A 21,904-nucleotide genomic window follows, 5' to 3' on the forward strand; every position below is an offset into this window, starting at 1 on the left:
CCCTCGCCCTGGCCCTGCTGCTGCCGGCGGGGACGGCGGTAGCCGACGACTGTCCGCCGGACAGTTACGAAACCACTGATAACCCCGACACCGACTGCTCCGTGTCCGTGGGGGGGTCCAAGGAAGGGGACCTGGAGAGCGTCTACGACGCCGACTGGTTCGCGGTGGAGGTGGAGGAAGGCCAGGGCTACGCCTTCCACATGAAGGGCGCCCACGATCAGGACGAGACCTACGGAACCCTGGAAGACCCCTACTTGATCCTGGTGGACGAAAACGGCGAGACGCTCCGGGAGGACGACGACGGCGGAGACCCTAACGACGCCCTGATCAGCTACACCCCGGAAAACGATACCACCCTCTACCTCCAGGCCGAGAGCTACGACAACGCCTATTCCGGCACCTACACCGTGGCCGTGGAGGAGACCGAGCCGGACGACTGCCCCGCGGACCGGGATACCGATTGTTCGATCGATGAAGAAGGCACCTCCCTGTCCGAGAAACCGGAGATCGAGACCGAGGGCGACGTCGATTGGTTTGAAGTCACAAAAAACCCGCGTAGCGATGAATCCTTCCAGTTTGATCTGGAAGGTGCCCCGACTAATGAGGGAGAGCTTGATAATCCCAAGGTGGCCCTGTACGACGGAAATGATAACAAGCTGGCGGAGGACGACGACGGCGGCTCGGGGAACAACGCCCGCCTTACCTACACCCCCCAAGACACGAGCAAAACGTTCTATATCGCCGCCGAAAGCGCTGAATACAATGATACCGGCACTTACACGCCCAGCCTCACTACCTACGAGGACGACTGCCCGGACCATCCGTCGGACGAATGCGCCGTAGGCATTGGAAAGGATGATACAAGAAGTATTGAAGAACCGGCCGATACCGATTGGCTGGAAGTAGCCAAAATGAATGCTGATGAGTCTTACTTGCTCGATTTGAAAGGCTCTGATTCCGGGGATGAAGGGAAGGAATTGCCGGATCCGCTGCTGCGCGTCTACGACGGCGAGGGCAACGAGCTGGCCGTCGACGACGACGGTAATGACCCGGATGCCCAGCTGTTGTTCACGCCCCCCGAAGACGGCACCTACTACGCCGCCGCCGAATCGAGCCCGGACGATCCGGATGGAAAGGGCGATTACACCCTTGAGGTAACGGACTACTCCGACGAAGACGACTGCGCTGGCAGTACTAGCACCGACTGCGATGTAGATTCCTCCAACGATCCTGATAATCCCAAGGAGGGCACTATCGAGGTCAGCGGCGACGAGGACTGGTACCAGCTGGCAGAGGGGGACGTGAACACCGGGGCCACCTACCTGTTCGAGCTGAGCGGGAGCAGCGAGCTAGAAAACCCCCGCCTGCGCATCCTTGACGAGAACGGGGAGGAGCTCCGCTCCAGCGGCGTCGATAAAGACGGCGATAGCACCAGCGCCCAGCTGGCCTTCACCATCCCTGACAACTCCACAGACTCCGAGTATTACGTCGCCGCCGAGTCGGGGACCGACGGGGATACCGGCGACTTCGATCTGTCCATGCAGGACATTAGCACCGAGGACGATTACGGCGACTGTTCCGACTGCAGCCCGGGGGCCGTGGCCGAGGACGGGTCGGACTCGGGCACCCTGGAATACCCCGGCGACCGCGACTGGTTCGGCGTCGACCTCGAGGCCGACAGCAGCTACACCTTCACCCTGGAAGGCGACACCCTGGACACTCCCTACCTGCGCCTGCGCGACGCCGACGGCAACGTGATCGACAGCGACTCCGGCTCCGACACCGAGGCCGCCGAGGTGACCTTCCTGTCCGGCTCCGACCAGGAGGTCTACGTGGAGGCCGCGTCCCTGGACGACGAGGGCGCCGGCACCTACACCGTCTCCGCCGCCCTGAACTATTCCGGCGGCGACGATGACGGGGGGGACGGCGGCACCAGCGACGGCGACAGCGCCGGGGGCGGCTGCGCCCTGAGCGCGGAGCCCCAGCCCCTGGACCCCACCCTGCCGCTGCTGACGGCCCTGGGCCTGGCCTACCTCCTGGGCCTGGGCCGGGGCCGCGCCCGCGCCTGAGCTCCGGCCCGGCCGGATCCTAAGCCCCGCTCTGGCGGGGCTTTTTCTTGCCCGGCGGGGTGGCCTATCATGAGGCCCTGGGTCCGTTTCCACGCCCGCAACTCCAGAGGGAAGCCATGCGCACGATCCTGACCGCTACCGTCCTCCTGCTGTCCCTCGCCCTGGCCCCGGCGGCCGGGGCCGCAGACGCCACCAAGGTCACCTGGCTGGGCCACGCCGCCTTCAAGGTGGAGACCCCGGCCGGCGGCGTCGCCCTCATCGACCCCTGGCTCACCAACCCCAAGAACGACGAGGGGGAGAAGCTCCTCGCCGATCCCGGTGCGGTGGACGTGATCCTGCTCACCCACGCCCACCCCGACCACGTGGGCGAGGCCGTGGAGCTGGGCAAGGAGACCGGCGCCCGGCTGGTGGCCCCCTTCGAGCTGGGCCAGCAGCTGGTGGCCCAGGGCTACCCCGAGGACCAGGTGGGCATGGACAGTCTCATGAACATCGGCGGCGAGGTCGAGCTGCTCGATGGCGAGCTGGAGGTGCTCATGACCCCGGCGGTGCACAGCTCCGGCCTGGAGCGCTCCGGCGAGGACGCCCCCTCCCACCACTACGGCGCCTCCCCGGTGGGCTACCGCATCAAGGTGGCCGGCGGGCCGGCCATCTACCACGCCGGCGACACGGACGTCTTCGGCGACATGGAGCTGATCCGGGAGCTGGCTCCCGTGGACGTCATGCTGGCGCCCATCGGCGGCCACTTCACCATGGACCCCGAGCGGGCCGCCTACGCCATCAACCGGCTGGTGCAGCCCGAGGCCGTCATCCCCATGCACTACGGCACCTTCGAGGTGCTGGAGGGCCGCCCGGATGCCCTCGCCGAGCACCTGGACGAGGGGGTGGAGATGCGCGACCTGGAGGTCAACGAGACCGCCGAATTCTAGGGTGCCCGCGGGCGGACGGCCCCGCGCCCTCCGCCCGCCCGGCGCGGTCCGGGCGTTTTGACAGGAGCCAGGCACTTCTTTACATTACCCGTCTTCCAATCGTTACGGAGAGGTGGCCGAGTGGCTGAAGGCGCTCCCCTGCTAAGGGAGTATGCGGTTGATCCCGCATCGAGGGTTCGAATCCCTCCCTCTCCGCCAATAATCGTCGCCATCCTGCTGATGGCGCTCGCGTGGCCCGTCGCCCTCCCGGCGGCGGAGCACCCCGAAGGGTCCCGCATCGAGCAGGAGACCACGCCGGTGGAGCTGGTCCGCCTGCAGGTGGTGGACAAGGTGGAGGGCAAGCGCTGGACCATGCCCCTGCCCGAGGGGCTTACCACCTCCCTGCCCGACGCCGTCCACCGCGTCCGCGTCACCGGCTACACCGAGGCCCTCACCCTGGAGGAGCCACCCGGTTCCACCGGCGACGAGCGGGACGCCGAGGAGGGGGAAGAAAGCCCCGAGCCCGTGCCCCGCGCGGAGGGCGAGGACAACCCCGCGGTCTTCCTGCAGCTGTTCCGCGGGGACGAGCTGGTGGGCGAGAGCTGGATCCTCAGCCAGACCTCGTACTTGTTCCAGCCCTCCAACATGCGCTATACTTTCCGCCTTCTCGGGGTCGAGGAGGCCCCGGAAGAGGAAAGCTGAAAGGCGCCCGTAGCTCAGCTGGATAGAGCAACTGACTACGAATCAGTAGGTCTGAGGTTCGAATCCTCACGGGCGCACCATACGCGGAAGAGGCCCCCGGCGCTGCCGGGGGCCTTTTCCGTTGCTCGGCCCCTTACCGGGGAGCGCCGTCTCCGGGCCTTGGGCCGGGCGATACGATCCGGGGTCGCGGAGTGGAGTCGACCGTCGACGGGGGAAGCGGGAGGGAAGACCTAGGAGCGGAAGCGCTGGAAAGCCGATCCGGAGCTACGCTGCAGGGATTCCAGGTGGGCCCGGCCTTGCCGGCTGAGCCTCAAACCTTCGCCGGTGCTCTCCAGGTATCCCTGCTGCAGCAGGGACGCCAGCAGGTCACTGAGCGCCTGGCTGTCCCCGTGGCCCTCGTCCACAAAGCGCCGCCGGATCTCCGCGACGCCTTTCCCGGCGGAGAAGGCCTCCAGGATCATGCGTTCGGAAAGGGGCAAATACCGCCTCCTCCTGACAGATAAATACACGCTTGCCGAGAGAAAAACCCCATTTATGGGAAGGTTTTCCCGGGCCTGGTCGCGGTGACCATACCACGCTCCAGGGCCGCCCCCAAACCTTGACCCCAATCGTATTGGCGGTATTGCCGGGGATGGACACCCCCTCCCGGCGTGGCGCATTCCGCGCACGGAGGGGGACCATGCGGGCGCGGTTTGCCCGCGACCCCGGGCTTTGGTAAGGTTCGGCCTTCGGGTACATCCCCGGAGCCCATCTCCCATCCGAGGAAACGGACACGGCCAGGGGCTGGCCGTCCGTCGGCAGGGGCGCCCTGCCCCGCCTTCCTCCCCGGCACTAGCGACTGACCGAAACCGTGACACACCCGACCGAAGATCTGCGGATCGCCTCCATCCGGGAAGTGCTCTCCCCGGCGGAGCTCCACCGTGAAATCCCCCTGAGCGAGCAGGGCGCGGAGACGGTGCGGAGCACGCGGGCGGCCATCCGGGACATCCTCACCGGCAACGACGACCGCCTCCTGGTCATCGTGGGGCCCTGCTCCATCCACGATCCGGAGGCGGCCCTCGACTACGCCGCCCGGCTCCGGGAGCAGGCGGAGCGGTACCGGGACGATCTGCTGGTGGTCATGCGGGTCTATTTCGAGAAGCCGCGCACCACCGTGGGCTGGAAGGGGCTCATCAACGACCCCGGCCTCGACGAGAGCTTCCGCATCAACGACGGCCTGCGCATCGCCCGCCGCCTGCTCCGCGACCTCGCCGAGACGGGCGTGCCCGCGGCCACGGAGTTCCTCGAGCTGGTGGTGCCCCAGTACATCGACGATCTGGTGAGCTGGGGGGCCATCGGCGCCCGCACCGCCGAAAGCCAGGTGCACCGCCAGCTGGCCTCCGGCCTGTCCTGCCCGGTGGGCGTCAAGAACGGTACCGGCGGCAACCTCCAGGTGGCCGTGGACGCCATCCGCTCCGCGGCCCACCCCCACCACTTCCTGTCCCTGACCAAGGACGGCCATTCGGCCATCTTCACCACCACCGGCAACCCGGAATGCCACCTGATCCTGCGGGGCGGCCGCGAGGGGCCCAACTACGACGCGGCGCACGTGGACAAGGCCGCGCGCCTCCTGGAAGAGGCCGGGCTGCAGCGCCGGGTCATGGTGGACTGCAGCCACGCCAACAGCGGCAAGGACCCGGCCCGCCAGGCGGAGGTGGCCCGCGACTTGAACGCCCGCATCGCCGCCGGCGATCCCCGCCTGATCGGCCTCATGATGGAGAGCCACCTGGTGGCCGGCCGCCAGGACCTCACCACCGGCGCCGAGCTGACCTACGGCCAGAGCATCACCGACGCCTGCCTGGGCTGGGACACGACCACCGACCTCCTCGGCGAGCTGGCCGAGGGCGTCCGGTCCCGCCGCGAGCTGGCCCGGGTCTGACCCCGCCGGGAATTCCCCGCTCCCCCTTCCCTGGTCTATAGTTGAATTGCGGAGGCACCCTTGGCCCCGCCCATAGCCAGGAGGGAACCGACCATGATGCTTGGAGAGATCCGGTCGCATCACCCGGAGGGGACTCCGGACGGCGTGCACATGGTGGAGATCGCGGAGCGCCCCCTGCGGGCCTTCCGCCTCCCGCGCGGCGCCCTCGGGGACGCCCCCCTTCCCGAGCTCGCCGCCGGCGGCGTCTATTTCCTGCTCGGGCCGAGGGGACGTCCCGGGGGACGCCCCCGGGTGTACATCGGCAGCGGCCGCGACCTGGGCCAGCGGCTCGCCCTGCAGGAGGACCAGCCCCCCTTCCCCTGGGAATGGGCCGTGGCGGTCCCTCTGGCCGTCCCCCGCGTCCCGCGCTTCCACAAGGAGCTCACCAAGCTGGTGCAGCTCCACTGCCACCGCAGCGCCCTCCGGGCCCGGCACCACGAGGTGGTCAGCCCAGAGCCCACCAGCCCTTCCCTGGTCCCCGCCTTCGTCGAGCGCGACGTCGCCGCCAGCCGGACCGCCATCCAGACCCTCCTATTCGCCCTGGGCCATCCCGTGCTGGGCACCCGCCTCCAGGTGGTCTCCTGAGGGGGAGACCGTCTGGAGCGCCGCCACCGGCCGCTCCTACCGGGGCTTTACCTCCTCGGGGATTCCGTGGGAGGGGGCCAACGACGCGGAGCTAAGGGAGCTTGAGGCCGACCCGGGTCACCGTCCCCTCGCGGGCCTCCCGCACCACCAGCCGGAACCGGCCCACGTGGATGCCGTCGCCCACCACGGGGACGCGGCCGAGGCGGGCCGTCAGCACCTCCGCCAGGGTCCGGTCCCGCTCCCCGGGGGCCAGGGGGACGCCGTAGACCTCGGCCAGGTCGCCCGCCCGGGCCTCGCCCCGCACGGCGAACTCGCCGAAGAACTCCGTCTCCGCCAGCTCCCCCGCGGGCTCCTTGGGGGCGAACAGGGGGAAGAGCTGGTCCAGCTTGTCGGGATCGCCGATCACCCAGACGCGGTCGCCGGACTGGATCTGGCGAGTCTGGCTGGGGAGCCGGGGCCATCCCCGGCGCACCAGGAGCACCGGGGCGGCGTGGGGGTCCCGGGCGGGCTTGAGCATCTGCTGCGGGCCGCTCCCCACCACCGGCGCGTTGGCCCCCACCTCGAACTGCATGAGCTCGACGGTCCCGGAGCGGCCGTGCCAGAGCTCCCGGCGCTCCAGGGGGGCGCCCTGGCTGGGCACCGCCACCTTCAGCAGGCGGGCGGCCCAGGGCAGGGTCGGCCCCTGGACCAGCAGGGACACCAGGACCACCGCGAAGACCACGTCGAACAGCAGCCGTGAGTCCTCCAGCCCCGCCATCACCGGGAAGATGGCCAGGACGATGGGCACCGCGCCGCGCAGGCCGTTCCAGGCGATGAAGGCGGTCTCCCGCCACGGAAAGCGCAGGGGGATGAGGCTGGAGAAGATGGCCGCCGGCCGGGCCACCAGGATGAGGAAGAAGGCCACCGCCAGGGCCACATCCAGGTGCTGCGTCAGCTCCGTGGGCGACACCAGCAGGCCCAGCAGCAGGAACATGGTGCCCTGGGACAGCCAGGCCAGGCCGTCCATGGCCTTCAGGGTGGGGTCCAGGGGACGATGGCGCCAGTTGCCCACCACCAGCCCGAGCACGTAGATGGCCAGGAAGCCGCTGCCGCCCAGCTGGTTGGTGCCGGCGAAGACCACCAGCCCCCCGGAGGCGATGAGGAGGGCGAAGAGCCCCTCCGCCAGGCGGGCGCGCTCGCCCATCGCCGCCACCAGCCAGCCCCCCAGCAGGCCCCCGAGGCACCCCAGGACGAACTGCTGGAGCAGGGACAGGAGCATGGCCAGCGGCCCCGTATCCCCCGGCTCCAGGATGAGGCCCACCAGCCCGAGCACCAGGAACACGGCCAGCGGGTCGTTCAGCCCCGATTCGATCTCCAGGGTGGAGCGCACCCGCTCATTCAGCTGGACCGTGCTCTGCTGCAGCAGGGAGAAGACCGCGGCGGCGTCCGTGGAGGCCACCATGCCGCCCAGGAGGAGCCCGTAGCGCCAGTCGATGCCGAACACCAAGGCGGCGAACGCCCCCACCAGCAGGGCGGTGAAGACCACCCCCCAGGTGGCCAGGATGGCCGCCGGCTTCAGGGCGATCCGGAAGGTGGTGAAGCGGGTCCGCAGGCCGCCGTCGAGGAGGATGATGGCCAGGGCGAGGTTGCCCACCAGGAAGGCCGTGCTGAAGTCGTCGAAGTCCACCCCGCCGGGTCCGTCCTCCCCGGCGAGCATCCCCATGACCAGGAAGATCAGCAGCAGGGGCAGGCCCAGCCGTGCCGAGAAGGTGCTCAGCAGGATGCTCGCAAGGACGAGGACCCCGGCTCCAAGTATGAATGTGTTGATCTCACCCATGGTCGTTTCGTGCGGCGCTGCGGGGACAACCGGGGGGGCCAGGAGCGAAAGCGGCCTTCCCCGACGGGAAGGCCGGCGAGGGCGGGAGCGGCGGGAAGGGGGCCGGGGCTAGCCCTCCTCGAGCAGCTCCAGGATGTATTCCTTGAACTCCGGCTGGGCCATGTCACGCCCGCCCATGGCCTTGTAGGCCAGCCGCCCCTCGCGATCCACCAGGAAGGTGGTGGGCAAGCCCTGCACGGGATACTGCTCGATGAGCTCCCCGCCGGAATCCAGCAGGATGGGGAAGGTGATCTCCGTCTCCAGCTCCCCCTGGGTGAAGGAAAAGACGGTGGACTCCTGCTCGCCCACATTCACGGCCAGGATCTCGAAATCCCGATCCTCAAGGTCCTCATACAGCCGCTGCATGGAAGGCATCTCCTCCCGGCACGGCGGGCACCAGGTGGCCCAGAAGTTCACCAGCACCACCTTCCCGCGCAGGTCGTCGAGGCTCCGGGACTCCCCGTCCAGGTCCTGGAGCTCGATCTTGGGGGCCTCGGGCCGATCCTCCATCGGGCTCATGCCCGAGGGCAGGGCCCAGGCCCCCGCAGACGCCAAGAGCAGAAAACATCCCGTGAGAAACCACCCTATGCGCAAACCGGCGTGCATCAGTGAGCGCTCCTTGCAGATCGGTTGTCGGTTACCGCGCCTTGGGACAGAAAAGGTCCTCCAGGGCGGCCTCGCGCCGTTCCCCCCCTTGGCGCCAGCGCGCCACCAGGTCGAAGCGCTGGCCCGGCTCCAGTCCCATGGAAACCATGCCGAGGGCCCAGCCCCCCTGCCCCAGCTCCTCTTCGGCGGGAAACATGGACCAGTCAAAGGCGGTTCGGGCCCGCTCGGGGACCCCCGCGGTTCGCCATCGGGCCTGCCAGTCCTGTTCGGGAACAGGCGGCCGCGATTGGCCCTCCCGCCGGACCCGCCACTGATCCAGGGTGTACCGCAGCTTCTCCCCGGACAGGTTTTCCAGGGTGATGTGAAAGACACAGCTGCGGCTGTATTCCTTGGCCGCCTCCTCGGGGAACCCCCGGCCCAGGAAAAAGGCTCGGGTCTGGCCGGGAAAGCGCGCGGCCACGCGCAGGGAGGTCCCCTCGCCCCGCCAATGCCACAGGGGGGCGCCGGTATCCGGGTCCTCGCCGTGGACCACCTCGCCGCCGTGGGCGGCCTGCGCCGCCAGGGCGATCCAAGCCAGCATGAACAGGATGGGGGTCAGGCCGCCACGCTGCGCCATGCACATTCCCAGGCTTCCGGAAGATGCTGGGTTAGGGGGTCCACGATCACCCCCTCCAGGCGCAGCTGCACGAGCCGAATGGGCCCGCCAAGAAGGGCGGCGGAGGCCATGACCTCGTCCATGGGCCGGATCTCCCCCGCGGCCATCCCCTCGGCGATGATGGACTTGATGATCTCGAAGGGCCGGGAGGCGCAGATGGGCTTCTCCGTGGGAAGGACCTCACGGTGCTTGAAGTACAGCACGTACTCCATCACCTCGGGCAGGCTTTCCGTGGTCTCGAACAGGCTCTCGATTACGTGGTAGCAGCGCTCGCGGGCCCCGGAATACCGCTCGTACACCCGCCGGATGTCCGATTCGACGAAGGAGAGGGTTTCGTAGAACAGCTCCCGGGCCAGCTCCTCCTTGCCGCTGAAGTGATGGTAGATGGAGCCGATGGATAGCCCGCTCTCTCGGCGGATGTCCTGCAAGGAGGTGTTGAAATAGCCGCGCTCGGTAAACAGGTGGCGCGCGGCCTCCAGGATGCGCTGGCGGGTCAGCTCCGAGGATTCGGCCCGCGCCGCGACACGATCGCCCATGGCTGGTCCCCCTTCCGGGGAGGAATCGGAAATGGTTTTCAGGCTAGGTCAGGGGTCGGGGGGTGTCAATCCGCCCCGTCGCGGGCAGGCGGCCCGCTCGCGCTCGAGGGGCCCAGGGCCAGGCCGTGGGCGGCGAGGAAATCCACCGTGGGCGCCACGCAGCGCTCCACCACCCGCGCCCGATGGGGGCTGCTCCGGGCCCTGCGGGCCAGGGCCCGGGGATTTTCCAGGCCCGCTCGGGCGTAGACCCCGGGCGGGGGATAGAAGCATTGCTCGATGAACTGGCGGAACACCCGGCGCACCAGAACCGCCAGGGCGCGTCGGCCCAGCGGCGACATGCGGTCGAGCTTGTCCCCCACCCGTTGGCGGGCGTAGGCGATGTGGCGGGCCTCCTCCCGCATGTGCACCGACACCACGTCCCGCACCGCCTGGGGCAGGCGCTCGTCCCGGTACAGGGCACGATTCACCTGGTCGGGGACGTCCTCGCCGATGAGGATGGTGGCCCAGAAGCCCGCCGAATCGAAGGGAGCCAGCCGGGCGAAGGCCGTGGCCGCGCGGGGCCGGGGCAGCCGGTCGGAGAGGGCGGGCAGACCGCTGCGGCGCATCACCTCCACGAACATGAGGCTGTGGCCGGCCTCCTCCCGGAGCTCGTGAAGCTGGTAGGTGTAGTCCTCCAGCCCCCCCGCCGGCCCGCGCCCGGCCCGGACGGCGATGCGCTGCATGAACAGGGCCTCCAGCCACAGCCCCAGCTCGAGGAAGGCCACGAGCTCGTACTGCCCCAGCAGGCGGCGCCGCTCCGGATCCAGGGCCTCCCATTCCGGGGTGCCGTAGAGGGACACCATCTCCTCGGGCATCCAGGGCAGGTCCCGGTCCAGGGTCTCCCAGGCGACTTGCGCCAGCGGATCCCGGTAATCCGCACTGCTGTTGCTCAGCCGCTCCGGCAGGGAGGGCATGGTGGCGACTCGGCTCATGTCTCGGGTGCACCGCGTGGATCGGTTGGGAAGGGCTGGCCCCGGCAGAGGTCGATGCAGTTTGCCACAGAATAGTTGGGCCGCCAATTCAGAACCCGGGCGGCGCGCCCGCAGTCCACCACCAGCGGATAGCGCAGGCCGGCCAGCCACCCGGGATCGCCGAGGCGCGGGGTCAGACGCCACACCATCCGGTGCGCGGCCTCGGCGGGCCGGTAGGGCAGGCCCCAGGCGCGGCCGTGGTGGCGGCGAATCAGGTCCGGCAGGGGCAGGGGACCCGAGCCGGCGATGTTGAAGGCCCCGGCCACGGGGGTGGCCAGCGCGCGCAGGATGGCGTCCACCGCGTCGTTCTCCCACAGGCACTGCACCGGGGGCGGCTCGGGAGCGCGGATGTAGAGACGGGTGCGGGCGATGCGGTTGAGCAGGGGCTGGGAGCCCGGCCCCACCACCGCGTGCATGCGCAGCCGGGTAACCAGCGGCGTCTCCGCCTCGCGCTCGAAGCTGTCCAGCCAGAACTCCACCGCCGCCTTGTCCTCGCTGTAGCCGAAGCCGGGCATGGGCCGGCGCGGCGCGTCCTCGGTGAGCGGCACGGGATTGTCCGGCCAGGCGCCGTACACCGCCGCGCTGGAGGGGTAGACCACGTGCCGAACCCCGGCCTCGCGGGCCGCCGTGAAGAGGTTGCGGCTGCCCTCCAGGTTGATGGAGCGCATGAGGTTGCGCTCCCGGCGCCGGCGCCCCAGGGAGGCGCCGAGCACGATGAAGGCCAGGTGGACCACGGTGTCCACCCCCTCCAGGTGCTCGCGCAGGTCGGGGGCGCGGATGTCGCTGCGGATGAAGCGGAAGCGCGGGTGGGGGAAGGTCACGGGCCGCCAGTCCAGGCCGATGACCTCCTCCACCCCGGGGCGCTCCAGCAAGCGGGGCAGCAGGGGCTGGGCCAGATGGGAATTGGCGCCGGTTACCAGGATGCGCATGGCAGCTCGATGGCCTTCCGCGGGCCCCCGGGCTCCGCCCTGGGGCGCGACCGCGAGGGAAATGCGGGACTCAGGAGGACTCCCCGTGGAAATGCGGCAGCACCCGCTCGGCCAGGGTCCGCAGGGACTCCAGCGTCACTTCGGTGGGCAGGGCCCCGGCGCCCACCGCCATCAGCAGGTGGTCCACCCCGGCCGCGCGGTACCGCTCCAGCTTCTCTATGCACTCCTCGGGCGAGCCCACCACCACCATGCCCATGGCCTCCAGCAGGGAAAGCCGGACGGCTCGCTTGAGCAGGGGCTGCAGCCGGCCCAGCTTCTGGTAGTAGTCGTAGCTCTCCCGAAACTTCTCCAGCACCGGCCGCGTCTGCCCCAGCAGCCGCTCGTAGTACCAGGTGAAGGGCTGGCGGGCCAGCTCCCGGGCGCGGTCGCCGTCCTCCAGGCACAGCACCCCGATGGTCATGCCGAAGCGGGGGTTGGCCTCCGGGGGCGGCCCCTCGGGCCAGGCCTCGCGCCAGGCCCGCCGGTACTCCTTGAGGTCCTGCTTCACCAGGAACCAGGGCTTGAAGGGCCCCGCCAGGGCGCCGAGCCCCTCCTGGGCGGCCCAGGTGAAGGTCTCCGGCGAAACGGCGGCCGTCCACAGGGGCGGATGGGGGTCCTGCACCACCCCGGGCAGCACCTCCAGGCCCTCCAGCTGGTAGTGGCTGCCCTGGAAATCCACCGGACGCCCGGAGAAGGCCTGGCGGATCACCGCCAGCGACTCGTCCACGATCTCCCGGCTGCGGGCCATGTCGGAGCCGAAGGCGGCGTACTCCTTGGGGGAGAAGCCACGCCCCACCCCCAGCTCCACCCGGCCGCCGGAAAGGACGTCCAGGGTCGCGGCCCGCTCGGCCACCCGCACGGCGTGGTTGTAGGGCAGCACCACCACCCCGTGGCCCAGGCGCAGCCGCCGCGTGCGCTGGCTGGCGGCGGCCAGGAACAGCTCCGGGGCCGAGGAGTGCGAGTACTCGCGCATGAAATGGTGCTCCACCACCCAGGCGGTGGTAAAGCCCAGCTCGTCGGCGAGCGCCAGCTCGCCCAGGGTCTCGGCGAACACCTGGGACTCGCCGCGGCCCCCGTGCTCGGGGACGGCCAGCTCGAAGAAGAGGTCGAATTCCATGCGCCGGGGCTATCCTGGTGCGCGGCCGATTGGTTACGATTTCCGCAGGATTCTACCCTACACGAGGACGCAGTTCAGGGCGTGCCTCGCCCACCGGAAGCAGGAGATCATGGAAGCCAGGCTCGACCCCCGGGAAGTTCAGCAATCGATGGCCTTCGACCCCGACCAGGTGGCCGACTTCCGGCGGCGCTGGTCCCTGCTCATGGAGCTGGCCGTGTGGGGCGACCTCAAGGCCGCCGAGATCGGCGCCCTGCCCAAGCTGCGCAAGCGCATGCTGGAGTACGGCGAGAAGATCCGCTCTCTGTTCAACGACCGTTCCTGGATCCCCCAGCCCCGCGACCAGATCAAGAGCGTGCTCACGGCAAGCCTCGACGTCCGCGACAAGCTCCAGGCCGTGGAGAAGGAGACGGAGGTCCTCACCGGCGGCAGTGACCTGGAGCGGTTCAACGCCGAATTCGACCGCCTCCGCACGGACCTGGTGGCCCTCATGGAGCACCACGAGGCCCTCTGGAAAGACCTGCTGAATCGGCTTTACGATGGCTATGAGGAGTGGCAGGCCTCCCGGGGGCGGGAGCCGGGCGGGGAGTAGACGGCCCCGCCGCCCCGGAAAGCCACCTTCAACCGACAAGGGGGAAGCGATGAAAGCCGTGGTGATGGCCGCCCCGGGCGGTCCCGACGCGTTGCGCGTGCAGGAGGTTTCCGACCCCGAGCCCACGGGGGAGCGCGACCTCCTCATCCGCCTCAAGGCCGCCGGGATCAACCCGGTGGACACCAAGATGCGCTCCGGCGGCACCTATGGCACCGGCGACGAGCCGGTGATCCTGGGCTGCGACGGCGCGGGGGTGGTGGAGCAGGCGGGCCCCGGGTGCACGCGCTTCCAGCCGGGGGACGAGGTCTACTTCTTCAACGGCGGCATCGGCACCGAGCCCGGCAACTACGCCGAGCGTACGGTGGTGGACGAGCGCTTCGTGGCCGCCAAGCCGGAGACCCTGTCCTTCGCCGAGGCGGCGGCGGTGCCGCTGGTGGCCATCACGGCCTGGGAGTCGCTGTTCGACCTCGGCGCCCTGCAGGCCGGGCAGCGGGTGCTGGTCCACGCCGGAGCCGGCGGGGTGGGCCATGTGGCCCTCCAGCTCGCCCACCGGGCGGGCGCCAAGGTCTGCACGACCGTCGGCTCCGACGACAAGGCCGCCTTCGTCCGCGATCTGGAGGTGGCGGAGCCCATCCCCTACAAGGAGGTGGACTTCGTCGACGCGGCCCGGGCGTGCTCGGATCAGCGGGGCGTGGATCTGGTCCTGGACACGGTAGGGCCGCAGGTCCTGGAGGCCAGCTTCCCGGCGGTGCGCTTCTACGGCCGAGCCGTCACCCTGCTGGACCCCACGGGGATCCGCCTCAAGCAGGCACGGCTGCGCAACCTGGGCGTGTTCCTGGAGCTCATGCTCTCCCCGCTGTTCTTCGGCCTCACCGAGGCCCGCGAGCACCAGGCCTGGATCCTGGAGGAATGCGCCCGGATGATCGACAACGGCGAGCTCCGGGTCCACCTGAACCGGACCTTCGCCCTCGAGGAGGCCGCCGAGGCCCACCGCCTCCTGGAGGAGGGCCACATGATCGGCAAGCTGGCCCTCACCATGGAGTGACCCCAGCCCGCGGCCCGGACGGGCCCGGGGAACATCGGACCGAGCCATGACCGAGCACACCGACCTGCTCCTTCCCGGCACCCTCTGGGACCGCATCCGCGAGCGCACCGACCGCGCCCTGGGGACGGGCGCCCTGCAGCCCATCCCCACGGAGTGCGAGGTGGTCCTGGACGAGGGCATCGATTTCCAGGTGCGGATCGCCCCCAGCCTGGACCAGAAGATCGCCGAGATGCGGGCCCAGCGCGAGAAGGAGGCCGCCGGCGAGCGCTTCGACCCCTTCGCACGCCCGGAGCCCGACCTCTACCTGGGCAGCCTGACCCCCTCCCACTACGCCCTGCTCAACAAGTTCCCGGTGCTGGAGCACCACCTGCTGATCGTCACCTGGGGCTACGAGGACCAGCAGAGCCTGCTCACCCATCCGGACTTCACCGCGGTGGACGTGGTCCTCTCGGAGATCGACGGCCTGGTCTTCTACAACGCCGGGCCCACCGCGGGGGCCAGCCAGCCCCACAAGCACCTGCAGCTGGTGCCCCTGCCCCTGAGCGACGGCGAGGGGCGGCTGCCGGTGGACGCCTTGCTGGAGCCGGAACGGCTCCCGGAGAACCCCACGCGGGTCGCCCGGCTCCCCTTCCCCCACGCCGCCTGCCGGGTGGATTTCCGGAGCCAGACCTCGGAGCAGCTGGAGAAGGTCTTCTACGAGCTGCGGCGGGAGCTGGGGATCTGGTACGAGGACACCCCCTACAACCTCCTGGCCACCCGGCACTGGATGATGCTGGTGCCCCGCGCCCGGGAGCGCTTCGAGGGCCTCATGATCAACGCCCTGGGCTTCGCCGGCGGCTTCCTGGTGCGCAACCGCGACGACCTGGAGCAGCTGCGGCGCATCGGGCCCATGCGGGTCCTGCGGGGGGTTTCGGAATAGCCACGGCCGGCACGCGCCGGCAGGGAGGCCGCCCATGCGCATCACCCTGCACGGTCCCCAGGACCTCACCCTCTCCGCCCTCCCCGAGGAGGGCCTGCAGGTAGCCGCGGAGCGGGACGACGTCCACTTCAGCGCCATGGAGATGTTCAACACCTCCCTGGCCCTGTGCACCGCCTCCGTGCTCATGAGCTACGCCGAGCGCATCGACGCCGGCCTGAACGGACTCACGGTCCGCATGCGCTGGGAGTACCACGCCGACCCCTACCGCATCGGTCGCATCGCCATGGACATCCACTGGCCCGACCTGCCGGAGAGCCGCCGCAAGGCGGCGGAGCGGGCCGCCGAGCAGTGCACCCTCCACCACACCCTGGAGGTTCCCCCGGAGCTGGTCACCCGGGTGGAGGGGCCGGACACCGACTCGGAATAGAAGGGAAGGGCCGACTCACCCCACCTCCCGGCTGCGCGCCGGCTCCACGGGCCGGGCCCACTCCCAGGTCAGGGGGCACTCGAAGCGGAACCGCACCACGTCGCTGGCCAGGGCCAGCTCCCCCTGGGCGGCGCGCCAGTTGCGCTCCCGCACCGTGCGCTCCATCCATTCGAACAGCTCGGCGAGGGCCTTGCCCACGGCCACCCGCCGCTCATAATCCATGCCTCGGGCGTACCAGGTGGCCCGCGCGGGCCCCATGGCCTCCCGGCCCACCTGGATGAGATGCACCACCAGCATGGAGCGCACCGTCCCCTTCCCCAGGCGTCCGCAGAGGTGGGCCAAAGGCCCCTGCCCCGCCACCTTCCGGGTGGGGAGGTGGGCCGTCAGGTCCCCGGGCAGAATGCTCCACAGGGGCTCCCCCGCGCGCTCGCCATGGAGGAGCAGCTCCTCCCCCAGCGCCTGGAAATCGGGGATCGGGTCCTCCCCGGTGCGGGACGCCTTCTGCATGAGGGCCTTGGCGCGGGGGATATAGCCCCCCACCGGAAACCCCGGAATCCAGTGGTCCAGGACGGCATGCACGAAAAGCTCCGGACGGGTCCGGCCGTCCGGGGGACAAGGGATAACGCCCTCCTCCGCCCCCTTACCGGCCAGGAACTCCAGCCGCCACCCCCCGGTTCCGTCCTCCCGTGGCTCCCGGAAGGAGACATTCATGGTTGCCACACCTTTGCGGATCCTATCCATGGGTATCGATCTCTGACCTATCCGCCGACATCCGCCCCCCATTTCCGACACGCCTCGTCGCCTCGCTGGCGAGGCCCGGCGTGCTGCCCGGAAACGGCGTCCTGCCTTCCAAGGTAGGCGGAATGTGTCGACCGACAAGACAGGGTGGGCCCCAATGGGCGGACATGGAGGCCGGGAAAAGAGCCGGGGGAAAGAAGTTGGAGGTGGGCCCAAGTGCCCGGATTGGCGTCGCAAACGGGGATTAGGGGGGAACCCGCAGGCAGGGCGAAACCGGACAGGGGCTTCGGGTCACGGGGGGCACCCGGTGCAGCGGACCGCTCCGGAAGAGACAGAGGGCAAGGACGGCCCGGGCGTCCGGGACGCCTTCAGACGGGCAGGGGCCGGACCGCCTCCACGGCCTCCGGCTGGTGGATCCGGAAGGCCACCCGATCGGGGGTCAGCCCCACCTCGCCGTCGGCCTCGCTCCAGCCGGCCTCCAGGGCGCGGGCGTCCACCCGCTCGAACAGCGCCTGGAGGGCCAGCCCCATGGCGGAGCGGCGCGCGTAGTCCAGGCCCCGGGCCTGCCAGCCCGCCCGGGCCTCCTCCATGCCCGCCCAGCCCAGCTCCACGAAGCGGGCGATCAGGGTGGCCCGCACCAGGCCGCTCCCGAGCTCCTCCACCAGGGTCTGCATGCGGGCCCGGTCCGGGCCCTCTTTCGGCAGGCGCTGCGCCAGCTCCGGGGGCAGGAAGGTCTCCAGCGGCTCGCCGTGGCAGTCGCCGCGCAGCAGGTCCTCGTCCACCATCTGCCCGTAGTCGGGAACCGGATCGGAGCCCGTGCGCGCCGCGAGCTGCACCAGGGCCTTGGCCTCGCTGCGGTGTCCGGAAAGGGAAAAGCCCGGCACCCAGTGGTCGAGGATGTCGTGAATGAGGACGGAGGTGGGGATGCGCTCACCGGGATAGGGGGTGGCGGCGATCACCTCCGCCTCCTCGGACGCCTCCCGCAGCTTCCAGCCGCGCGCTCCGAAGCCGTCCTGCCAGGTGGCCCGGTACAGCACCGGGACGGTGCATTCCGGGATCCGCTCGCCTGCTGCCTCCATGCCCGAACCTCCTTTCCCCAGGAGTCCCCATCCCGGTGCGCTGAACGGCTCCCCGGCGAGAGCCTGCACCGCCCCCGCCGTGCGGGCCGCTCCTTACAGGGCCACCAGCCGGGCCTCTCCGGCCCCCTCCCGGGCGGCGCCCAGGATCTCTTCGGCCGGGAGGCGCTGCGGGTCGTACCACACCTGGAGCAGGTGGCTCCGCCGAGGGTGGAAACGGGCCGCCGCCACGCCGTCCCGCTCCTCCAGGGCGGAGGCCAGCCGCCGCCCTTGCTCGGCCTCCAGGTCCTTGTCCACGTGCACCAGCAGGTCGGGGTAAGCCATGGCCTTCCTCCTTTTTTCTTAACGTTAAGGTTAAATTACGGAGGCCAGGGGCCCCTGTCAATGGCCCGGCCCTGAGGCTCAGGGATCCGGTTCCTCCCGCCACACCAGCTTCAGAAGCTCCGCCTCCTCCTGCCCGTTGCGGGCCGGGCATTCCGGACAGCCCGATGCCGTGGGCGGGTGCGGACAGTCGTAGCACCGGCGCACCAGCCGGTCCGCGGCCTCGATCTCCCCCATCAGGGCCTCACAGCGGGCCTTCAGGGCGGCCGTCTCATCGTGGAGTCGACGCAGGAGCCCGTGCACCTTGTGCCCCGCTTCGTCTCCGGTCCGGCTGGCCTCCCGGGCGGCCACCAGGGCCCGGATCTCTTCCAGGGAAACCCCCAGGCCCGCCAGCTCCAGGATGAGCCGCGCCCGCTGCCGGTCCCGGTCCGAGTACATCCGGGTGCCGCGGTCTGTCCGGGCGGGCCGCAAAAGGCCCTGCTCCTCGTAGAAGCGCAGGGTGCGGGTGGTGGTGCCCAGCTCCTCCGCCACCTCGCCGATCTTCCAATGCTGTCTCGGTGGGGTCATGTGCCGCTCCTTGAGGGGATCCATGCTACTCCCGTCCTCCTCTTCCGTGGAACACTTTGCCTCCGCGTTGTCATCCCCTACCCCCCGGCCTACTATGTGGCCCACAACCCGCCCAAAGGGGGCTCAGGGGGGGCGGGGATATCCGTGAAAGAGGAGCCGGTTATGAAAAAGGCATGGGCAGCGGGGGCCGTGGCGGTTCTCGCCGGGATGGGGGCGGCCGTCCCGTATTTTGCGGGCATGCAGGCGGAGCGGGCCTTTCGGGACAACCAGGAGGCCCTGTCCGAGCACCCCCAGGCGGATCTGGAAGTGGTGCGCTACGAGCGCGGCTGGCTCGGCGCCGAAGCCGAATCCCGCCTGACCGTGGGAGCCCCCGGGGAGGCTGTGGAGGTGGACCTGGAGCACGCCGTTTCCCACGGGCCGACCCCGGCCACTCCGGCCCTGGCTCGGGTGGTAACCACCCCGGTCCCCCGGGGAGAGGCCCGGGAGCAGGCGCGCCACTTCTTCGGCGAGCAGGCGCCCCTCACCGCCGACCTCACCATCGGACTCACCGGCGAGCAGCGCCTGGCTCTGTCCTCCCCCTCCTTCGAGGGCCACCCCACGGACGCCCCGGAGACCCGGATCCGGTGGGAGGGGCTGGAGGGCACGGGCGAATTCGATGGTGATTCCGGGACTCTGGACCTGGAGATGCCGGGTGTGCGGATCGCGGACGAAGTGGGTCATTTCCAACTGAAAGGCAGCGAGCTGCGGTCGGAGGTCACGCGGGGCGGCGAGGGCCTGTGGCTGGGCACCAGCGACTTCGCCACCGAACGGCTGTCCATGGAGGTCCCCGATCCCGAAAGCGACGCCCTCCAGGAATTGGAGCTTGGCGGCTTGAGCCTCCGGCAGGTGGTTAAGCAGGCGGAGGAGGAAGGTTTTCTGGATATGGCGAGCCGTCTAGCCGCCGACCGGGCGGCGTTCAACGGCGAGGCAGTGCGCGACGCCCGCCTCGCCCTGGAGCTGCGCCACCTCGAAGAAGAGGCCTACCGGCGGACCGGCGAGCGGGTGCGGGAGATCCAGGCCGAGGCGCTCGACGAGGAGGAGACGGCCCAGCGCGTGCAGGCCATACTCCGGGAAGAGCTGCCCCGACTGCTGGAAGGCTCCCCGGAGGCCGCCCTCACGGAGCTGGCCTTCGAGGCCCCCAACGGGGACTTCCGGGGCAGCGCCGAGGCCCGCTACCGGGGCGACGGCGAGGCCGCCCGGGGCATGGTGGAGAACCCCGCCCTCCTGGTACGGCACCTGGAGGCCGAGGCGGAGCTCCGGGCCGCCAAGCCCTTGATCATCGGCCTGCTGGAGGAACGAACCCGCAACCAGATCGAAGAGGAAGCCGGGGCGGAGGGAGACCGCGTGGAGCGGGAGCGGCAGGTGGAGCGCACCGTGCGCCAGCAGCTGGCCATGATGGAGGCCATGGGCTTTGTGGCCGCCGAGGAGGAGCATTACGCCTCGCAGGTGGCCTGGAACCGGGGCAACCTGTCCGTCAACGGCCGGCCCCTGAACCTGGGAGCGGCCATGGGAGGCGGCAACGGTCCGGCCCTGCCCTAGGCGGCGGTCCAACCGCAAAAAAACCCGGCCCAGCGGCCGGGTTTTTTGCGTACCGACGTACGGCCGCCGGCCTCAAAAGCGGTCGGTGACCACCACCTCCTCCAGGGGCAGCTGACCCGGCTTCGGGAAGGGGTCCTTCGTCCGCTTGCCCATGGCCACCATCATAGAGATGGCGTGGTCCTCCGGCAGGTTGATGAGCTCGGCCACGGCCTTGAAGTCGAAGCCGTCCATGGGGCAGGTGTCGTAGCCCCGCTCGGTAGCAAGCAGCATGAGCGACTGGGCGATCATGCCGCAGGAGCGCATGCCCTCGTCCCGCGCCACGTCGGGCCGACCGTCGTAATACCGGCGGATGTTGGGCACGATCATCTCCTGCACCTCCTGGGGCGCGTCCACCCAGTAGCGCTCGGGCTCCCTGTCCCATGCCTTCAGGTCGGCGCACAGCACCAGCAGCTCGGAGGCATCGGTCACCTGGGGCTGATCCCAGGCCACTTCCCGGATCTGCCCGCGCAGCTCCGGATCCGACACCCGCACGATGCGCCAGTTCTGGATGTTGAAGGCCGTGGGCGACAGGATCGCCGTCTCCAGGATTTCCTGGACCTCCTGCTCGGGGATGCGGAATTCGGGATCGAAGGCCTTCACCGCGCGACGGGCCTTCATGGCGTTGGTGACACTCGCGACCGCGGTTTCGCCTGCAATGTCGTTCATTCTGCTCCCTCTTGTCGGGCTCGATGGAATGCGGCGCAGCTTCCCCTGCCCATCTTTCAGGGCCGTGGGTTCCCGCCAGGCGGACTGCCGGGCCTCGGGGAAGGCGCTGCCCAAGGCCGGCTCCCGCGCCGGCAGCCGCGTGCCGATACGGAGTAGGGGGTTACGAGGGGCCCGGCGACCCGGAGGCGAGGGGCGGTTCCAGGGCCCCGGCGGCATAGGCGAGCTCCAGGGCGTCCTGCAGCCATTGGAGGCGCTGGGCGGGAGTGCGGAGCAGGAAGGCCTCCCGGCGCAGGCGCTCGGCATCGGCCCATCCCCCCCAGGAGGCGGGGCCGGGCCCGCCCGTGTGGGACCCCCGCTGCGGCTCACGGTTTCGGGTCATGGCCCATCCTCTGCTCGATCTCGCGCAACCGGCGGGCATCTTCCCGATCGGACTCCCGCCCGGTGGCCTCCTTGAGGGCGATCAGGTCTTCCAGGGAAGCCAGGTGGCAGCGCCCGTCCGGGAGCTCCACATCCCGGGCCCGCTGCCAGAGCCCCTCGAAGGGCAGGGGCGGCTCGACGAACAAGTCTACCGTAGGGGAGCTCCCCGAGGCATCCCAGAAGCTGAAGACCCGCAGCCCCTCCCGCTCGACCCACTCCCGCCGCCGGGCGGGATCCGCGAAGTCCCGGGGGTCCACCGGCGCCCCGGCCCGGAAGCCGCTCGCCAGGAGGGCCTCCACCGCGCGGCGGGCGTTGCCCGGCTCCAGGTCCACCACCAGGTCGATGTCGGCCGTGAGGCGATCCAGGCCATGGAGCACGGTGGCCAGCCCGCCCACCACCACATAGCGCACGCCGGCCGCGTTCAGGGCATCGAAGACACGCGTGAAATTGGTGGGCGCCAAGATCTACCCCGCGGTTTGCAGACAGCGGCCGGTTCCCGCCCGGAGCTTGGGCCGCTCCGTCCCGGAGCGTCCTCCTGGAATTATTTCCCCCTCGAC

Annotated in this window: 24 protein-coding genes, 2 tRNA genes and 1 pseudogene; 12 read left to right on the forward strand and 15 right to left on the reverse strand. The window is 70.1% G+C overall.

Features of this window, described 5'->3' with window-relative positions; translation table 11 throughout:
• The 5 genes and pseudogenes from ACLFRB_RS08435 to ACLFRB_RS08455 all read left to right on the forward strand — a co-directional run.
• A pseudogene (locus tag ACLFRB_RS08435) lies at nt 1–2,069 on the forward strand (hypothetical protein); the annotation flags it as partial.
• Between the two features lie 116 nt (nt 2,070–2,185).
• A complete protein-coding gene (locus ACLFRB_RS08440; RefSeq protein ID WP_411068570.1) occupies nt 2,186–2,995 on the forward strand; it encodes a metal-dependent hydrolase in 810 nt (269 codons plus the stop codon).
• A 106-nt stretch (nt 2,996–3,101) separates the two neighbouring features.
• A tRNA-Ser gene (locus ACLFRB_RS08445) sits at nt 3,102–3,193 on the forward strand.
• A 21-nt stretch (nt 3,194–3,214) separates the two neighbouring features.
• A complete protein-coding gene (locus ACLFRB_RS08450; RefSeq protein WP_411068571.1) occupies nt 3,215–3,676 on the forward strand; it encodes a hypothetical protein in 462 nt (153 codons plus the stop codon).
• 3 nt (nt 3,677–3,679) lie between these two features.
• Nucleotides 3,680–3,756, forward strand: a tRNA-Arg gene (locus ACLFRB_RS08455).
• A 150-nt stretch (nt 3,757–3,906) separates the two neighbouring features.
• Here ACLFRB_RS08455 and ACLFRB_RS08460 read toward each other — a convergent pair.
• Nucleotides 3,907–4,155, reverse strand: a complete 249-nt coding sequence (locus ACLFRB_RS08460) for a hypothetical protein (protein ID WP_411068572.1) — start codon at nt 4,153–4,155, stop codon at nt 3,907–3,909.
• 371 nt (nt 4,156–4,526) lie between these two features.
• Between ACLFRB_RS08460 and ACLFRB_RS08465 the strand changes: the two genes are divergently transcribed.
• Together ACLFRB_RS08465 and ACLFRB_RS08470 are read left to right on the forward strand one after the other, a co-directional pair.
• The gene (locus ACLFRB_RS08465; protein ID WP_411068573.1) at nt 4,527–5,594 is read left to right on the forward strand and encodes a 3-deoxy-7-phosphoheptulonate synthase; all 1,068 of its coding nucleotides are present in this window, start codon (nt 4,527–4,529) and stop codon (nt 5,592–5,594) included.
• Nucleotides 5,595–5,687: 93 nt separating this feature from the next.
• Entirely contained in the window at nt 5,688–6,218 is a 531-nt protein-coding gene (locus ACLFRB_RS08470; RefSeq protein WP_411068574.1) for a hypothetical protein, read from the forward strand.
• A 91-nt stretch (nt 6,219–6,309) separates the two neighbouring features.
• On the opposite strand, the gene ACLFRB_RS08475 is transcribed toward ACLFRB_RS08470, so the two are convergent.
• The 7 genes from ACLFRB_RS08475 to ACLFRB_RS08505 all read right to left on the reverse strand — a co-directional run bounded on the left by ACLFRB_RS08475 (nt 6,310) and on the right by ACLFRB_RS08505 (nt 12,965).
• On the reverse strand, nt 6,310–8,034 hold the full coding sequence (locus ACLFRB_RS08475) for a potassium/proton antiporter (protein ID WP_411068575.1): 1,725 nt from the start codon (nt 8,032–8,034) through the stop codon (nt 6,310–6,312).
• Between the two features lie 108 nt (nt 8,035–8,142).
• Nucleotides 8,143–8,628 carry a TlpA family protein disulfide reductase gene (locus ACLFRB_RS08480; protein ID WP_411068576.1) on the reverse strand — a complete coding sequence of 162 codons (486 nt, stop codon included), beginning with the start codon at nt 8,626–8,628 and terminating at the stop codon, nt 8,143–8,145.
• Between the two features lie 82 nt (nt 8,629–8,710).
• A complete protein-coding gene (locus ACLFRB_RS08485) occupies nt 8,711–9,295 on the reverse strand; it encodes a hypothetical protein (protein ID WP_411068577.1) in 585 nt (194 codons plus the stop codon).
• On the reverse strand, nt 9,274–9,870 hold the full coding sequence (locus ACLFRB_RS08490; protein ID WP_411068578.1) for a TetR/AcrR family transcriptional regulator: 597 nt from the start codon (nt 9,868–9,870) through the stop codon (nt 9,274–9,276). Before ACLFRB_RS08490 ends, ACLFRB_RS08485 begins: the two co-directional genes overlap by 22 nt.
• Before the next feature lie 65 nt (nt 9,871–9,935).
• Nucleotides 9,936–10,841: a diiron oxygenase gene (locus ACLFRB_RS08495; RefSeq protein WP_411068579.1), complete on the reverse strand. Its 906-nt coding sequence runs from the start codon at nt 10,839–10,841 to the stop codon at nt 9,936–9,938.
• Nucleotides 10,838–11,809 (reverse strand): NAD-dependent epimerase/dehydratase family protein, encoded by a 972-nt coding sequence (locus tag ACLFRB_RS08500; protein WP_411068580.1) that lies wholly within the window; start codon nt 11,807–11,809, stop codon nt 10,838–10,840. Before ACLFRB_RS08500 ends, ACLFRB_RS08495 begins: the two co-directional genes overlap by 4 nt.
• 70 nt (nt 11,810–11,879) lie before the next feature.
• The gene (locus ACLFRB_RS08505) at nt 11,880–12,965 is read right to left on the reverse strand and encodes an LLM class flavin-dependent oxidoreductase (RefSeq protein WP_411068581.1); all 1,086 of its coding nucleotides are present in this window, start codon (nt 12,963–12,965) and stop codon (nt 11,880–11,882) included.
• Between the two features lie 109 nt (nt 12,966–13,074).
• Here ACLFRB_RS08505 and ACLFRB_RS08510 point away from each other — a divergent pair, with 109 nt between their 5' ends.
• From ACLFRB_RS08510 to ACLFRB_RS08525, 4 genes are read left to right on the forward strand one after another with little or no spacing between them, the layout of a single operon-like run.
• Nucleotides 13,075–13,554 carry a hypothetical protein gene (locus ACLFRB_RS08510; RefSeq protein ID WP_411068582.1) on the forward strand — a complete coding sequence of 160 codons (480 nt, stop codon included), beginning with the start codon at nt 13,075–13,077 and terminating at the stop codon, nt 13,552–13,554.
• Nucleotides 13,555–13,603: 49 nt separating this feature from the next.
• Nucleotides 13,604–14,599, forward strand: a complete 996-nt coding sequence (locus ACLFRB_RS08515; RefSeq protein ID WP_411068583.1) for a zinc-dependent alcohol dehydrogenase family protein — start codon at nt 13,604–13,606, stop codon at nt 14,597–14,599.
• Nucleotides 14,600–14,645: 46 nt separating this feature from the next.
• A complete protein-coding gene (locus ACLFRB_RS08520; RefSeq protein WP_411068584.1) occupies nt 14,646–15,518 on the forward strand; it encodes an ATP adenylyltransferase family protein in 873 nt (290 codons plus the stop codon).
• 34 nt (nt 15,519–15,552) lie between these two features.
• The gene (locus ACLFRB_RS08525) at nt 15,553–15,945 is read left to right on the forward strand and encodes an OsmC family protein (RefSeq protein WP_411068585.1); all 393 of its coding nucleotides are present in this window, start codon (nt 15,553–15,555) and stop codon (nt 15,943–15,945) included.
• A gap of 15 nt (nt 15,946–15,960) precedes the next feature.
• Here the strand turns inward: ACLFRB_RS08525 and ACLFRB_RS08530 are convergent, their stop codons facing one another.
• The 4 genes from ACLFRB_RS08530 to ACLFRB_RS08545 form a co-directional block, all read right to left on the reverse strand.
• Entirely contained in the window at nt 15,961–16,665 is a 705-nt protein-coding gene (locus ACLFRB_RS08530; RefSeq protein ID WP_411068586.1) for a hypothetical protein, read from the reverse strand.
• A gap of 386 nt (nt 16,666–17,051) precedes the next feature.
• Nucleotides 17,052–17,762, reverse strand: a complete 711-nt coding sequence (locus ACLFRB_RS08535) for a hypothetical protein (protein ID WP_411068587.1) — start codon at nt 17,760–17,762, stop codon at nt 17,052–17,054.
• Between the two features lie 93 nt (nt 17,763–17,855).
• A complete protein-coding gene (locus ACLFRB_RS08540) occupies nt 17,856–18,083 on the reverse strand; it encodes a hypothetical protein (RefSeq protein WP_411068588.1) in 228 nt (75 codons plus the stop codon).
• 78 nt (nt 18,084–18,161) lie between these two features.
• Nucleotides 18,162–18,647: a MerR family transcriptional regulator gene (locus tag ACLFRB_RS08545; RefSeq protein ID WP_411068589.1), complete on the reverse strand. Its 486-nt coding sequence runs from the start codon at nt 18,645–18,647 to the stop codon at nt 18,162–18,164.
• Nucleotides 18,648–18,809: 162 nt separating this feature from the next.
• Between ACLFRB_RS08545 and ACLFRB_RS08550 the strand changes: the two genes are divergently transcribed.
• Nucleotides 18,810–20,225, forward strand: coding sequence for a YdgA family protein (locus tag ACLFRB_RS08550; RefSeq protein WP_411068590.1), 1,416 nt, complete (start codon nt 18,810–18,812; stop codon nt 20,223–20,225).
• Nucleotides 20,226–20,297: 72 nt separating this feature from the next.
• Here ACLFRB_RS08550 and ACLFRB_RS08555 read toward each other — a convergent pair whose 3' ends face one another.
• The 3 genes from ACLFRB_RS08555 to ACLFRB_RS08565 all read right to left on the reverse strand — a co-directional run bounded on the left by ACLFRB_RS08555 (nt 20,298) and on the right by ACLFRB_RS08565 (nt 21,808).
• Nucleotides 20,298–20,930: a nitroreductase family protein gene (locus ACLFRB_RS08555; protein WP_411068591.1), complete on the reverse strand. Its 633-nt coding sequence runs from the start codon at nt 20,928–20,930 to the stop codon at nt 20,298–20,300.
• Nucleotides 20,931–21,090: 160 nt separating this feature from the next.
• Nucleotides 21,091–21,309: a hypothetical protein gene (locus ACLFRB_RS08560; protein ID WP_411068592.1), complete on the reverse strand. Its 219-nt coding sequence runs from the start codon at nt 21,307–21,309 to the stop codon at nt 21,091–21,093.
• Nucleotides 21,293–21,808 carry a nucleotidyl transferase AbiEii/AbiGii toxin family protein gene (locus tag ACLFRB_RS08565; RefSeq protein ID WP_411068593.1) on the reverse strand — a complete coding sequence of 172 codons (516 nt, stop codon included), beginning with the start codon at nt 21,806–21,808 and terminating at the stop codon, nt 21,293–21,295. The genes ACLFRB_RS08560 and ACLFRB_RS08565 overlap by 17 nt, the downstream gene beginning before the upstream one ends.
• Nucleotides 21,809–21,904 lie beyond the last annotated feature (96 nt).

It is taken from the genome of Thiohalorhabdus sp. (assembly GCF_046545655.1).
GTDB lineage: Bacteria > Pseudomonadota > Gammaproteobacteria > Thiohalorhabdales > Thiohalorhabdaceae > Thiohalorhabdus.

What these genes read in the sequence shown, in the direction of transcription:
- ACLFRB_RS08440 (WP_411068570.1), top strand. Translation starts at nt 2,186, where the DNA reads ATGCGCACGATCCTGACCGCTACCGTCCTCCTGCTGTCCCTCGCCCTG.
- ACLFRB_RS08450 (WP_411068571.1), top strand. Translation starts at nt 3,215, where the DNA reads ATGGCGCTCGCGTGGCCCGTCGCCCTCCCGGCGGCGGAGCACCCCGAA.
- ACLFRB_RS08470 (WP_411068574.1), top strand. Translation starts at nt 5,688, where the DNA reads ATGATGCTTGGAGAGATCCGGTCGCATCACCCGGAGGGGACTCCGGAC.
- ACLFRB_RS08475 (WP_411068575.1), bottom strand. Translation starts at nt 8,034, where the DNA reads ATGGGTGAGATCAACACATTCATACTTGGAGCCGGGGTCCTCGTCCTT.
- ACLFRB_RS08485 (WP_411068577.1), bottom strand. Translation starts at nt 9,295, where the DNA reads ATGGCGCAGCGTGGCGGCCTGACCCCCATCCTGTTCATGCTGGCTTGG.
- ACLFRB_RS08490 (WP_411068578.1), bottom strand. Translation starts at nt 9,870, where the DNA reads ATGGGCGATCGTGTCGCGGCGCGGGCCGAATCCTCGGAGCTGACCCGC.
- ACLFRB_RS08495 (WP_411068579.1), bottom strand. Translation starts at nt 10,841, where the DNA reads ATGAGCCGAGTCGCCACCATGCCCTCCCTGCCGGAGCGGCTGAGCAAC.
- ACLFRB_RS08500 (WP_411068580.1), bottom strand. Translation starts at nt 11,809, where the DNA reads ATGCGCATCCTGGTAACCGGCGCCAATTCCCATCTGGCCCAGCCCCTG.
- ACLFRB_RS08505 (WP_411068581.1), bottom strand. Translation starts at nt 12,965, where the DNA reads ATGGAATTCGACCTCTTCTTCGAGCTGGCCGTCCCCGAGCACGGGGGC.
- ACLFRB_RS08510 (WP_411068582.1), top strand. Translation starts at nt 13,075, where the DNA reads ATGGAAGCCAGGCTCGACCCCCGGGAAGTTCAGCAATCGATGGCCTTC.
- ACLFRB_RS08515 (WP_411068583.1), top strand. Translation starts at nt 13,604, where the DNA reads ATGAAAGCCGTGGTGATGGCCGCCCCGGGCGGTCCCGACGCGTTGCGC.
- ACLFRB_RS08520 (WP_411068584.1), top strand. Translation starts at nt 14,646, where the DNA reads ATGACCGAGCACACCGACCTGCTCCTTCCCGGCACCCTCTGGGACCGC.
- ACLFRB_RS08525 (WP_411068585.1), top strand. Translation starts at nt 15,553, where the DNA reads ATGCGCATCACCCTGCACGGTCCCCAGGACCTCACCCTCTCCGCCCTC.
- ACLFRB_RS08535 (WP_411068587.1), bottom strand. Translation starts at nt 17,762, where the DNA reads ATGGAGGCAGCAGGCGAGCGGATCCCGGAATGCACCGTCCCGGTGCTG.
- ACLFRB_RS08540 (WP_411068588.1), bottom strand. Translation starts at nt 18,083, where the DNA reads ATGGCTTACCCCGACCTGCTGGTGCACGTGGACAAGGACCTGGAGGCC.
- ACLFRB_RS08545 (WP_411068589.1), bottom strand. Translation starts at nt 18,647, where the DNA reads ATGACCCCACCGAGACAGCATTGGAAGATCGGCGAGGTGGCGGAGGAG.
- ACLFRB_RS08550 (WP_411068590.1), top strand. Translation starts at nt 18,810, where the DNA reads ATGAAAAAGGCATGGGCAGCGGGGGCCGTGGCGGTTCTCGCCGGGATG.
- ACLFRB_RS08555 (WP_411068591.1), bottom strand. Translation starts at nt 20,930, where the DNA reads ATGAACGACATTGCAGGCGAAACCGCGGTCGCGAGTGTCACCAACGCC.
- ACLFRB_RS08560 (WP_411068592.1), bottom strand. Translation starts at nt 21,309, where the DNA reads ATGACCCGAAACCGTGAGCCGCAGCGGGGGTCCCACACGGGCGGGCCC.